This window comes from Latilactobacillus sakei, assembly GCA_002953655.1.
GTDB classification, from domain to species: Bacteria; Bacillota; Bacilli; order Lactobacillales; family Lactobacillaceae; genus Latilactobacillus; species Latilactobacillus sakei_A.
This window is the reverse complement of record CP025839.1, coordinates 798,688-810,926: the sequence shown is the minus strand read 5'-3', so window position 1 is coordinate 810,926 and position 12,239 is coordinate 798,688. Positions and strand designations below refer to the sequence as shown.

At 43.0% G+C, this 12,239-nt stretch carries 10 protein-coding genes and 2 pseudogenes; 1 reads left to right on the top strand and 11 read right to left on the bottom strand.

The window, feature by feature from the left end; all coding sequences use genetic code 11:
* Nucleotides 1-52 precede the first annotated feature (52 nt).
* From C0213_04000 to C0213_03965, 8 genes are all read right to left on the bottom strand, one after another.
* Entirely contained in the window at nucleotides 53-295 is a 243-nt protein-coding gene (locus C0213_04000; protein AUX11600.1) for a KH domain-containing protein, read from the bottom strand.
* A gap of 9 nt (nucleotides 296-304) precedes the next feature.
* A complete protein-coding gene (locus C0213_03995; GenBank protein ID AUX11599.1) occupies nucleotides 305-580 on the bottom strand; it encodes a 30S ribosomal protein S16 in 276 nt (91 codons plus the stop codon).
* A 92-nt stretch (nucleotides 581-672) separates the two neighbouring features.
* Nucleotides 673-2,109, bottom strand: a complete 1,437-nt coding sequence (locus tag C0213_03990) for a signal recognition particle protein (GenBank protein AUX11598.1) — start codon at nucleotides 2,107-2,109, stop codon at nucleotides 673-675.
* A gap of 24 nt (nucleotides 2,110-2,133) precedes the next feature.
* Nucleotides 2,134-2,475 (bottom strand): putative DNA-binding protein, encoded by a 342-nt coding sequence (locus C0213_03985; GenBank protein ID AUX11597.1) that lies wholly within the window; start codon nucleotides 2,473-2,475, stop codon nucleotides 2,134-2,136.
* A 124-nt stretch (nucleotides 2,476-2,599) separates the two neighbouring features.
* Nucleotides 2,600-3,745, bottom strand: coding sequence for a glycerate 2-kinase (locus C0213_03980; protein AUX11596.1), 1,146 nt, complete (start codon nucleotides 3,743-3,745; stop codon nucleotides 2,600-2,602).
* A gap of 10 nt (nucleotides 3,746-3,755) precedes the next feature.
* Complete coding sequence (locus tag C0213_03975; GenBank protein AUX11595.1) at nucleotides 3,756-5,039, bottom strand: gluconate:proton symporter; 1,284 nt, start codon at nucleotides 5,037-5,039, stop codon at nucleotides 3,756-3,758.
* A gap of 104 nt (nucleotides 5,040-5,143) precedes the next feature.
* Nucleotides 5,144-6,181 carry a hypothetical protein gene (locus tag C0213_03970; GenBank protein ID AUX11594.1) on the bottom strand — a complete coding sequence of 346 codons (1,038 nt, stop codon included), beginning with the start codon at nucleotides 6,179-6,181 and terminating at the stop codon, nucleotides 5,144-5,146.
* Nucleotides 6,182-6,252: 71 nt separating this feature from the next.
* Nucleotides 6,253-7,401: a signal recognition particle-docking protein FtsY gene (locus C0213_03965; GenBank protein ID AUX11593.1), complete on the bottom strand. Its 1,149-nt coding sequence runs from the start codon at nucleotides 7,399-7,401 to the stop codon at nucleotides 6,253-6,255.
* Here C0213_03965 and C0213_03960 point away from each other — a divergent pair.
* Nucleotides 7,358-7,477, top strand: a pseudogene (locus C0213_03960) (EscT/YscT/HrcT family type III secretion system export apparatus protein). The gene C0213_03965 and the pseudogene C0213_03960 sit on opposite strands and share 44 nt — an antisense overlap.
* A 16-nt stretch (nucleotides 7,478-7,493) precedes the next feature.
* On the opposite strand, the pseudogene C0213_03955 reads toward C0213_03960, so the two are convergent.
* The 3 genes and pseudogenes from C0213_03955 to C0213_03945 form a co-directional block, all read right to left on the bottom strand.
* A pseudogene (locus tag C0213_03955) lies at nucleotides 7,494-7,619 on the bottom strand (cell wall protein).
* A 172-nt stretch (nucleotides 7,620-7,791) separates the two neighbouring features.
* On the bottom strand, nucleotides 7,792-11,352 hold the full coding sequence (gene smc, locus C0213_03950) for a chromosome segregation protein SMC (protein AUX11592.1): 3,561 nt from the start codon (nucleotides 11,350-11,352) through the stop codon (nucleotides 7,792-7,794).
* Between the two features lie 35 nt (nucleotides 11,353-11,387).
* Complete coding sequence (locus C0213_03945; protein ID AUX11591.1) at nucleotides 11,388-12,080, bottom strand: ribonuclease III; 693 nt, start codon at nucleotides 12,078-12,080, stop codon at nucleotides 11,388-11,390.
* Between the last annotated feature and the right edge of the window lie 159 nt (nucleotides 12,081-12,239).

Genomic DNA, 12,239 nt, shown 5'->3' with positions numbered 1-12,239 from the left:
ATTCAACAAAAAACGCTTAAACAAAACATCTCTGCTTCATTTAAACGTTTGATTAGGCATCTACAATATTTAAGCGAACGCGTTTTTGATAAGGTGTTTTCACACTATAGACAATGGTCCGGATTGACTGCGCTACCCGGCCTTGCTTACCAATAATACGTCCGATATCTGATGGATTAACCTGTAAGTCAAATTCCATAAAACGTTCCGTCTCATGTTCAGTCAATTTGACATCATCGGGATGTTCGACAAGTGGCTGAACAATTGCAATAATTAGTTCTTTCACGTCTGTCATAACAAATCCCTACTTTTTAGCGAAGCGAGCTTCGTGATATTTTTGCATAATCCCTTGTTTTGATAAAAGATTACGTACTGTATCAGAAGGTTGTGCGCCTTTTTGTAACCAGTCCATGATAACTTCTTCTTCTAACTTCAAGTCAACAGGTTCTGTTAATGGATTGTAGTAACCTACTTGTTGGATAAAGCGACCATCACGTGGTGAACGTGAATCTGCAACAACGATACGGTAGAATGGGCGTTTTTTAGAACCCATACGTTTCATACGAATTTTAACTGACATTAATGCCACCTCCTATTAATTCTTTAACATGTCATAATATACCAAATTTTAAAGGCCGTGTAAAGTGTTTTTTCTTTACAGGGCGAATTTTTTTAAGATTTAAAGCGGCGTGCGTTCTTAAGCCGTTTTTTCTTGTTCTTCTTTTGCTTTTTCATCATTGAGTTCATGGCCATCTTGCCCATCTTACCCTTGATGCCATTGCCCATTAAACCTTCCATGCCGTTAAAGTTGCCTTTTGACATTTGGTTCATCATCTTCTTAGATTGATTGAACTGTTTAATCATCCGGTTGACTTCAACGATTGGCCGGCCAGCACCAGCAGCTAAACGACGACGGCGACTTGGGTTCAATAAATCTGGATTTTCCCGTTCTTGCGGTGTCATTGATTGCACAATCGCCTTCATGTGGGCCATATCCTTAGGATCCATCTTGATATTTTTAAGTTGTGGGTTATTAGCCATCCCTGGAATCATCTTCATGATATCTTCCAATGGCCCCATATTTTGTAATTGATCCATTTGATCGAGAAAATCATTAAAATCAAAGCTGTTTTCTTTGATTTTTTCGGCCATATCCACCGCTTTTTGTTCATCGTAATCTTCTTGAGCCTTTTCAATCAAGCTCAACATGTCGCCCATGCCTAAGATTCGGCTACTCATCCGATCAGGATAGAAGACATCTAATTGGTTTAATTTTTCACCTTGTCCAGTGAATTTGATTGGCTTACCAGTTACCGCACGAATTGAAAGGGCAGCCCCACCACGAGTGTCACCGTCTAATTTAGTTAAGACAACCCCAGTGATGTCTAAGCGGCTGTTAAAGCCTTCAGCAACGTCGACCGCAGCTTGCCCAGTCATGGCATCAACTGTTAACAGGATTTCATTGGGATGAGCTAAATCGTTGATATCAGCCAATTCTTGCATTAGCGCTTCATCGATTTGTAAACGACCAGCCGTATCAATTAAGACGTAATCGTTTTTTTGTAAAGCAGCTTGTGCCAACCCTTGACGCACGATTTCAACCGGATTAACATCCGTGCCCATTTCAAAGACTGGGGCCCCAACTTGTTCCCCGACCGTCTTCAATTGATCGATAGCGGCTGGACGATAAATATCGGCCGCAATCATCAATGGCCGTGCCTTTTCATTCTTGATTAAATAAGTGGCTAATTTCCCAGCAGTCGTGGTTTTCCCGGCCCCTTGAAGCCCGACCATCATAATAATCGTGGGAATTTTTGGTGATTTGTTCAACGGCACAGCCGTTTCACCCATCATTTTGGTTAATTCTTCATCAACAATCTTAACGATTTGTTGTGCTGGTGAGAGACTCTCCAACACTTCCGTCCCAATCGCCTTTTCCTTAACGACTTTAATGAAGTCTTTAACCACTTTAAAGTTAACATCGGCTTCTAATAATGCTAAGCGAATTTCACGCATCGCTTGGTTGACATCCGCTTCAGTAACCTTCCCTTTACGGCGTAATTTACTTAATGCCCCTTGTAATCTTTCTGTCAGTCCTTCAAATGCCATTAATGATCATTCCTTTAAATTGATTTATTGTTCAGTGAGATTCAACAAGTCTGCCAAGAGTTTGGCTAATTGCTGATCATTTGGATACTGAGCTTGAATATACTTCTGGAGCGCATCTGCACTAGCGTTTTGCTGTTCGTAATTTTGAAACAGATGCAACTTAGCTTCATAGCCCTCAAGAATTTTTTCAGTCCGGCGGATATTATCATAGACCGCTTGCCGACTAACTTGATACTCTTCAGCAATTTCGCCTAATGAGAAATCATCGCCATAATATAATGAGAGATAACTATGTTGTTTCGCCGTTAAAAGTGCGCCATAAAATTCAAATAGTGAATTCATTCGTGCGTTTTGTGCGAGTTCCATTTGACGCCTCCAAATAGTAGATTGACCTAAGTACTAGAGTACCGATTTTAACGGGGTTAGTCAACTTTTATTCGGATTAGCGCACTAAAAAACACACTCTAAATTGAGTGTGTTTTAAATTAATCTAGCGCATCTTTGTTTTTTGAATTAAGCGTGCGATATTCATACTCGTTTGGGTTAAATTAGCCTTGGTATTGGCTAACGCCTTTTCCAACGACATGACCCCCGGTGTTGAACAAAAGATACTATCAATCCCTAAATCATAGAGGACATCAGTTCCTTCACCAATATTACCGGCAATCGCAATCACGGTCGCTTGCGGATTAACCGCTTTGACCGCTTTTGCGACACCAATCGGGGTTTTACCGTATTGGGTTTGGAAATCAATCCCGCCTTCACCCGTGACAACAATATCGGCGTCTGCAACGGCGGTCTTGAGTTGTGTTTTTTCAATCACAATTTCAACGCCCGGCTGTAATTGTGCCTTTGTAAAGGCCAACAAACCAGCGCCTAAGCCACCAGCCGCACCGGCGCCTGGTGTTTGCGCAACCCTGACGCCTAAATCACGTTCGATAATGGTTGCATAGTGCGCTAAGTTTTGATCCAACTGCGCGACCATTTCAGGCGTCGCTCCTTTTTGCGGACCGAAGACGGCCGAGGCCCCTTTTTCGCCGACTAAAGGATTAGTAACATCTGATGCAATGACAATTTCAACGTCCGCTAAGGCTGGTAACATCCCAGACACATCGATACTTGCTAGGTCAGCCAAAGCACCCCCGCCAAACTTTAGAGTTTGCTGATTAGCGTCCAATAGTTGAACGCCGAGGGCTTGTGCCATTCCGGCACCACCATCATTGGTGGCACTACCGCCAAGACCGATAATAATCGTTTTAACGCCTTGTTTAACGGCCGCTTCAATCAACTGACCCGTGCCATATGTCGTCGTTACTAACGGATTACGTGTTTGTTCATTGATGAATTGAATCCCGCTGGCAGCGGCCATTTCAATGACCGCTGTTTCTTGGTCGCCTAGAATCCCATATTGCGCAGTGACTTTTTGCCCTAAAGGATTCACGACTTCCGCCGTTAGAAAACGACCGCCTGTGGCATCAACCATCGATTGCACAGTTCCCTCGCCGCCATCTGCCATAGGAACTTCAACATACGTCGCTTTTGGAAAAACTTTTTCAAACCCGGCCCGTAGCGCATGACTCGCTTCGATGGCCGTCACTGAATTTTTAAATGAATCTGGTGCTAATACAATTTTCATTTTATTCACCTCATAATATGCCGTACATTACAACGGCCACAATTGTCATTGTCAAACCAACACATGCTTCCCAAATAACGGCTTGCATTCTTTCTTTAAAACTCATCTGCATCGCGTTAGCTGTTACATGGAAGTAATTACCATGTGGCAATTGATCAATGACCATCGCACCCGCGTGTACCATAACAGCCGCTCCTAAAGCCGGAATCCCAAAGGCCAAAATAGGTTTACTGAATGAACCTGTGGCTAAAATAACACCTGTTGATGTCGATGCTGTCGCAGCCGACATTAAAATTCCGGAAATTGGTGCTAAGAATGTCCCAGAAATGCCGCTCGCTTTAACCAATGAAACCACTTGACTTGGTAAGTTTGAAGCGCCAATTAATCCGGCAATTGAACCGGCACCGATTAAGATTAAGACAACATCTGTCATCCGGTTCATTCCGGCTTTCATATAATCCAATAAATGGCTAGCTTTCCCCATCGCAAGTGTCCCAACAATCCCAGCAATTGGGAGGATGTACATGGCATCCACTTGAAAACTTTGTAGCGCTTTGAGATGTAAAATATTCCCCATTGGATTAATGAGTAACAGGATAATTGCCAATAGCGGTGTTACAATGGCCGTTTTTAGACTAGGAATATCTTTAGTTGTCGTTTGTTGTTGTGCAATATCGGCCGCTGTAACCTGTGTGCCTTTATGGCGTAGCAACGTCGCTAATAAGACTGCCATGGCTAAGCCAAAAAGTGCTGGTATAAAATCGGCCACCATCACTTGGCTTAATTCAAGATTAAACCCTTTAGCTGCAGCAATTGTATTGGGGTTAGGCGAAATCAAGTTACCAGCCTTACCACCACCGGATAATGCCACTAACAAGGCTAATTTAGAAATGTGCATTCTTTGACCAACCTCTAATGCAATTGGCGCCACAATTAAAACGGCAACTGGGATAAAAACCCCGACACCGGTGATAATCATTGTTGCTAAGGTTAATGCTAAAATTGCAAAACGATCACCCATTTTTTCGACAATCGCTCGCGCAATCGCATCTGCTGCACCAGATTCCATCATCACACCGGCTAAGACACCAGCTGCTAATACCCGGATAACAGTGCCCATCACACTTTGTGCACCAGTGACAATAATATCAACAGTTTGTGCTAAACTAGCGCCGCCGACTAATGCCCCTACAATTGTACCCATCAATAATGCATAAACCGGATTTAACCGACTTAAAATTAAAATAATCGCTACTGCCAGCCCAATCAGAGCTGCCCACCAAATAATTGTCATTTCTAAATCACCCTCCCGCATTGTTATATAACACAATCATTGTAATCGGTAACGCTGCTATATAACATTGACAGAATAGCTAACTTTATTGGTCATATGCACAATTATTGTAATTCATAATTCAGGAAGGCCGTATATAAAATAACAAGTTCATTGTATTGCTTAGGATCTAGACCTAACTTATCTTTAATCTGAGCTAGCCGATAATTCAATGTATTACGGTGGATATGCAATTGGTGTGCGGTCGCGACAATATTGCCATTATTCCTGAAGTATTTCTGAAAAGTAGTAATCAATACCTGACCCGAATCCGTCTGCGCAAGCGTCCTAAATTTTTCAACGTACTCATCCACGACTATGTCCGCCGATAATAATCGATAGGCATAATCAACTTCAGCTGTATAGTACAGTAATTTTTGATTCGTGCCTTGATTGTACTTAATCACTTCACGAGCTTGCTTTAAAGCCTCACTCACTAACTTCTGGGGTTGACTAATGCCCACAGCCGCTTGCACCTCTCTCGCATTTTGCCGCCAGTGTATCAACACTTCTGCTTGGCGCGTCAAGATTAACAATTCATCCGGCGTTATGCGCAATTTATAACTGCCAACTTCAACCGTTTCTGGTAATAAATGTGCTGTTTTAATAACCAGCGCTTGATATTGCTCATCAATATTAACGCCCAACGCATTGGCTTCTTGCACAAAATCGGGTGTTAGCGCTGCTGATTCTTGAATCGCCAACCAATCAAATAAAAAACGTTCCAAACGGCGTTTAGCCCGTGATAACACTTGATCAGCGAGTGCCTGTTCTGTTAAGAGCTCAGTCGTCACTTTGACCAGTGGTGCAATATAAGTGAGATTCTCCGGAGCACCCGTAATACCAACGACACCAATTACCTCATTTTGCACCACAATCGGCATATTAAACCCACGCAACGTACCGTCTGGTTGATCTTGTTCAATGATGTTAGTCTTCCGGCCTTGAATCGCTTCAATTGCGCCCGGATGGCTTTGACCAACCCGACTAGGTTCACCACTAGCAATGATGGTGCCTTGCTGATCCATCACATTAATGTTGTACGGAATTTCTCGATGTAACCGCGCAACGACTTTTTGCGCCAGCACTTTATCCATTTCCATTTTCAAAAACCACCTTATTAAAAAAGTGTATCAAGAGGCCCGTAGCCTGCTTAATACACTTTATCAGTTTTCTATTTGATTGCCTGACTAACATCCGTATCAATCTCACTTTGTGGGCCATCCCCGACAATAATGTCTTTGAATAAACCATAAACAAAGCGGTTAGGATCGAATAATTGTAAATCATTCATTTGTTCACCTAAACCAACCATCTTAACTGGCAAGTGTAACTCGGTCCGAACAGCAAGAACAATCCCACCTTTAGCAGAACCGTCCAGTTTTGTTAACACAATTCCGGTGACGTCAGTGGTTGATTTAAATTGTTTCGCTTGAACCAAGGCGTTTTGCCCAGTCGTTGCGTCTAATACTAACAAGACCTCTTGAGGAGCGCTTGGGATTTCACGCGTAATCACGCGTTTCACCTTTTCAAGTTCCTTCATCAAGTTGACGTTATTTTGCAAACGACCAGCCGTATCAACTAATAAGATATCGAAGTTCTCTTCTTTAGCCCGCTTAACGGCATCAAACGCAACGGCGGCTGGATCACTACCCGCTTTATTAGCGACTACTGGTACTGAAACACGGCGGCCCCATTCTTGCAATTGTTCGATAGCGCCCGCTCTAAACGTATCACCAGCGGCAAGCAAGACCTTCTTACCGGCCTTTTCTAGTTGGTGAGCAAACTTCCCGATGGAAGTTGTCTTGCCAGCACCGTTGACGCCAACGAAAAGAAAGACTGTCAATTCACCTTCTGGGGCGAAATGTAATTCATTATCTTCTTGTTGTCCTTCTTGACCATATAAATCGACTAATTTTTCAACAATCGCTTGTGAAACGGCTTCTGGTTTCTTAACGTTGCGTAACTTCACTTCTTCACGTAACTCATCTGCAATTTTCATTGCTGTTTCATAACCAACATCGGCTTCGATTAACATTTCTTCAACGTCGTCAAAGAAAGATTCATCGACACTTCTGAAGTTAGCGAACAAGGCGTTTAACCGTTGTCCAAAAGTCTTCCGTGATTTTTCTAACCCTTGATCATATTTTTCAGTTTGGGCTGCTTGAACAGGTTCGGTTTCCGCATCGTCTGCCACCGTTGTTTCTTCTGAGGCTGTTGGTTCATCGGTAACAATTGCCGCTTCAGGCGCCGCTGTTACTTCAGGTTCAACAACTTCCGGTTCTGGCTCTGGTTCAACTGGTGTTGGTGTCTCTGCGACCACTGGTTCAGTTGGTTCTTCTTCGACTGGTGTTTCTGGTGTTTCTGGTGTTTCTGGTGTTTCTGGTGTTTCTGGTGTTTTGTTTCTGGTGTTTCTGGTGTTTCTGGTGTTTCTGGTGTTTCTGGTGTTTCTGGTGTTTCTGGTGTTTCTGGTGTTTCTGGTGTTTCTGGTGTTTCTGGTGTTTCTGGTGTTTCTGGTGTTTCTGGTGTTTCTGGTGTTTCTCCAGAATCGGCCTCGCTGGTTGAATCGTCAAGCTTTTCTGTCGATTCTTCAGCTGGATTGTCAACTTCCTTTTCAGCAGGCGTTGCTTGTTCGTCGACTTTTTCTGGTTCTTTTTCTGGTTCTAGCGTGAATGCTTTTTTAATGCGATCAAATAATCCCATGTCTTACCTCCTAGGCGGTTTCGTGTTCTTCTAACGAGACGGATACGATCTTCGAGATGCCTGATTCTGCCATTGTTACCCCGTATAATCGGTTGGCTTGGGTCATGGTGCCCTTGCGATGCGTAATAACGATAAATTGCGTCTCACTCTCATAGCGTTTCATAAAACGACCGAAGCGATCGACATTGGCTTCATCCAATGACGCTTCCACTTCGTCCAAAATACAAAATGGTACGGGCCGCACTTTTAAAATGGCAAATAACAACGTAATCGCCGTTAATGCGCGCTCGCCACCTGATAACAGGCTAAGGCGTTGTAGTTTTTTGCCAGGTGGTTGTGCGATGATATCAATCCCACTGGTTAATAAAGCAGCTGGGTCCGTCAAGGTTAATGACGCGTGCCCACCGCCAAACATCATTGGGAAGATTTCTTCAAAAGCCGCTGCAGTTTGGTCAAACGTTTGCTTGAAGCGTTTTTCAACTTCCGCATCCATTTCAGCCATTGACGCTAATAATTGTGACTTGGCATCCAATAAATCGGCATCTTGTTGCATTAAGAAATCATAGCGTTCCTTAACGCGTTGATAATCCTCAATAGCGGCTAAATTGACAGTCCCTAAATCGGCTAAGCCTAATTTCAAAAGCTTAAGTTTTGATTTCAATTGGTCATTCGTTAAATCGGAAGCTTGTAGAGCTGATTTAGCCGCTTCATAACTCAACTGATAATCTTCACGCAACGTCGTTAAACGTTGGTCAATATTAATCTTAACACGATTTAGAGCAACCGCATTTTGTTCTTGCTCAGCTAAAGAATTCCGTTGCAATTGGTAAACACGTGTGGCGTTGGCTTGTAATGTTTGTTGCGTGGCCTTCAGCGTTTCTCGCGCCGTCCGTTTTGTTGCCAATTCGGCCGTCAGTTTTTGGATTAGTGCTTTAGTGGTCTTCAGTTGCGTCCGCCGTTCTTTTTGCGTCATCGCATCTTCAGAATCAGCTTGTTGCAATGCTGTGAGCGCTTGTTGACTCGTTGCAAGTTGTTGCGTTAAATCGTTAGCCAATTGCGTGGCATCAGTAAGTTTTTCTTGCACATTTTTTTGTTCAGATTGCGCGACTGCCAGCTTCGTTTCCAAAGCCGTTTGTTGTTGGCGAATCTGCTCTTGACTCTGGTCAAAATGTTGTAGTTGTTCATTAGCTGCATCCAGGTCCGCTTTTAACTGCGTGAGTTGGGCTTCAATCTCAGTAGCTGCTGCCTGTAATTCGCCTTGGCGTTTCAAGTCCGCGTCGTAACTTTGTTGTTGTTGTTGGACTTGATAATCCGTCGCTTGTTGTTGGCGTTCGAATTGCGTGAGACGTTCGTTTAATAACGTCAACTCATTTTTTTGGGTTTGGTAATATGTCTTGGCCGTTTCAAAGGCGCCTTGTTGTTGTTCAAGTTGCGCCTGTTGCTCTGCCAGATTTTGATGTAAAGCTTGCACCTTGGTTTGCTTTTGATCCAAGGCCAATTGCATTTTACTAATTTGTTGTTCCAAATCTGTTAATGTTTGCTTCCGGGCCAATAAACCACCATTATTTTGGCGATTATTATGGCCCCCAGTCATTGAGCCCCCTGGACTTAAGATGTCTCCTGCTAAAGTGACAATCCGGTACCGATGCCCCGTCAAACGGCCAATCTTAATTGCTTCTGTCAGTTCAGTCAAGATAATTAAATTGCCCATCAAATGCATCATGACCGGGCTAACAACATTGTCAAACTGAATTAAGTCACTCGCAATCCCGATAAAACCGGGTTCGGTTTGCAATTGGTTCACCAAACTGCTTGGTAAAGTCCGCGGTTTCACGACATTATTTGGTAAAAAGGTGGCCCGACCTAGTCGATTACGTTTCAAATAATCGATTGCCTGTTGCGCCGTCTTTTCATCTGTCGTGACGATTTGTTGCAATTGCGCCCCTAATGCTAATTCAATCGCTTGTTGATAGTCATTAGGCACCGTCATTAATTCAGCGACCGCGCCCAGTAAACCGGGTAATTGTTGCTTTTGCTTCAAGACTGCTTTGACACCTTGGTAGAAACCGGCATAATCATCGTTTAATTCAGCTAAACTGGCTTGTTTAGCCTTGGCCTTTTGCAAGATACCAGAAGCTTGGAACCAGTTATTTTGTTCCGTTTGATATTGCTTCTGTGTCGCACTGATTTGTTGTTGTAATTGACTTAGTTGTGTTTCTAAAGCCGCGTAGTCTGTTGCTAATTGGGCAACTTGCGCTTCTTTGGCCGCCTTGTCAGCTTGCATCTGGGTCAATTGCGCACTCGTTTCACTGATTGAGCTATCTTGACGTGTCAATTGCGTCTTCGTTTGGAGCAACGCTTTTTCTAGATATTGTTGTTCATTACGGTTAGTTGTTTGGGCTTGCATCTGGTCGATATAATCTTGACGGATTTGTTCAATCTTCGCCTTTAATTCGGCCTCACTACCTGATGCTTGTCGTTTCAAGGTCGCTAACTCATTTTTCAAGTCAGTTAGTGTTGCGACTTTTTCTGTGTAGGTTGCCTTGAGTGCGATTTGTTGTTGTTTAGCCGTTGTCGATTGCGTTTCTAATTGGGCGATTCGATCGACCAAGTTTTGGCGATTAGCGTCAGTATAACTGGCCCGTTCCTTAGAAACGTTTTCTTGACCTTGTAAGTTTTCAGCTAAACGACTCTTAACCAATAAGGTTTCATTGGCCGTTTCAATTTCTTGATCCAACGTTGCGACCGCTTGTTGATTATCGGCCAACGCCGTATTGGTTTCTTGGATCTCACTTTCAATCTCACCTAACGCTTTGGCGAGTGTCTTGGCTTGGGCTTGATATTGGGTTTGATCCGCTGCTAATTGATCAATTTCAACGACCAACAATTGTTGATGCAAAGCGTTAAATTGGGCTTTTTGTTCCAAATAATCTTGTGCGATACTGCTTTGTTCTTTAAGCGGTTCAACTTGCCCCTTTAATTCGTAAACAATATCGGCAATCCGACTTAAATTTTCATCGGTTTGATCTAATTCCGATTGGGCCTTTTTCTTTTGTTGTTTATATTTTAAAACACCGGCCGCTTCTTCAATGATATTGCGCCGATCCTCAGGTTTACTGTTAAAAATAGCTTCAACCCGACCTTGCGAAATAATTGAAAAAGATTCTCGCCCTAAGCCAGAATCCATAAATAAGTTGACGATATCCTTTAATCGACAACTTTTTTGATTTAAATAAAACTCACTATCGCCGTTGCGAAATAGGCGCCGGGTAACCGTCACATTATCTAGTTCTTGATTTAAATAGTGGTCACTATTATCGAAATTCAACGTGACTTCGGCGCGATTCATCTGAGGCCGTAAATCAGTACCGGCAAAAATAATATCGGGCATCTTTTCGCCACGCAAGCTCTTGGCCGATTGTTCGCCCATCGCCCAACGAATTGCTTCTGTGATATTACTCTTACCGCTCCCGTTCGGGCCGACAATGCCGGTTAAGCCGTCTGAAAAATTAATTTCTGTCTTATCAGCAAATGATTTAAAGCCTGATAAGACTAATGATTTTAACTGCATGCACTAAACTCCCTACACTAACTTGATAATCGCAATTATGCTTTAAGTTGTTCTAACGCTTTTTTAGCTGCTGCTTGTTCGGCAGCTTTCTTATTGCGACCCACACCAGAGCCTAATACTCGATCGCCAACTAATACATCCACTTCAAATTGACGGTCATGTGACGGACCAACTTCTGCTAATAATTGATAGTCAATTTCGATTTCACCATCTTGTTGTAAAAACTCTTGTAAATTCGTCTTGTAATCTGTTTGATCTGAGAATTCACCGGCTTCAATCTTGGGGAAAATGACTTGTGAAACAAAATCAACAACAGCGCCACGACCTTGGTCTAAGAATAAAGCGCCGTTGAAAGCTTCAAATAAATCTTCCAAAAGTGTTGCCCGAGCGCGGGCGCCATTTTTCTCTTCACCTTTCCCTAAGCGGATGTAACGGTCAAAGTGGGCTTCTTTTGAAAAGCTACTGAAACTCTTCGTGCAGACGATTGCTGCTCGTAAACGTGTTAACTTACCTTCTGGCCAGTCAGGATACTTTTTGTAGAGGTATTCTGAGACCGTGATTTCCATAACGGCATCGCCTAGAAATTCCAACCGTTCATTGTCCCGCAAGCCTAACTCGCGATGTTCATTAACGTAAGACGAATGTGTGAACGCTTCGTCCAAAAGTGCTAAATTATTAAATTCAATACCATAACGGGCGCGAAGCTCGCTGACTAGTGCTGCATCCAAAATTAAATACCCCATTTCAACTGATTAATCTTTCACTATTATACCGTTTATACGGCTAAAAAAACAGCGCCGAACGCCGGTATTCCGAATTAAAGGCGCATAAAAAAACGTCTGTTCTGAAATATTTATTTTAACACGCAAACAAATATTTCAAAATAG

What these genes read in the sequence shown, in the direction of transcription:
- C0213_04000 (AUX11600.1), bottom strand. Translation starts at nt 295, where the DNA reads ATGACAGACGTGAAAGAACTAATTATTGCAATTGTTCAGCCACTTGTC.
- C0213_03995 (AUX11599.1), bottom strand. Translation starts at nt 580, where the DNA reads ATGTCAGTTAAAATTCGTATGAAACGTATGGGTTCTAAAAAACGCCCA.
- C0213_03990 (AUX11598.1), bottom strand. Translation starts at nt 2,109, where the DNA reads ATGGCATTTGAAGGACTGACAGAAAGATTACAAGGGGCATTAAGTAAA.
- C0213_03985 (AUX11597.1), bottom strand. Translation starts at nt 2,475, where the DNA reads ATGGAACTCGCACAAAACGCACGAATGAATTCACTATTTGAATTTTAT.
- C0213_03980 (AUX11596.1), bottom strand. Translation starts at nt 3,745, where the DNA reads ATGAAAATTGTATTAGCACCAGATTCATTTAAAAATTCAGTGACGGCC.
- C0213_03975 (AUX11595.1), bottom strand. Translation starts at nt 5,039, where the DNA reads ATGACAATTATTTGGTGGGCAGCTCTGATTGGGCTGGCAGTAGCGATT.
- C0213_03970 (AUX11594.1), bottom strand. Translation starts at nt 6,181, where the DNA reads ATGGAAATGGATAAAGTGCTGGCGCAAAAAGTCGTTGCGCGGTTACAT.
- smc (AUX11592.1), bottom strand. Translation starts at nt 11,352, where the DNA reads ATGCAGTTAAAATCATTAGTCTTATCAGGCTTTAAATCATTTGCTGAT.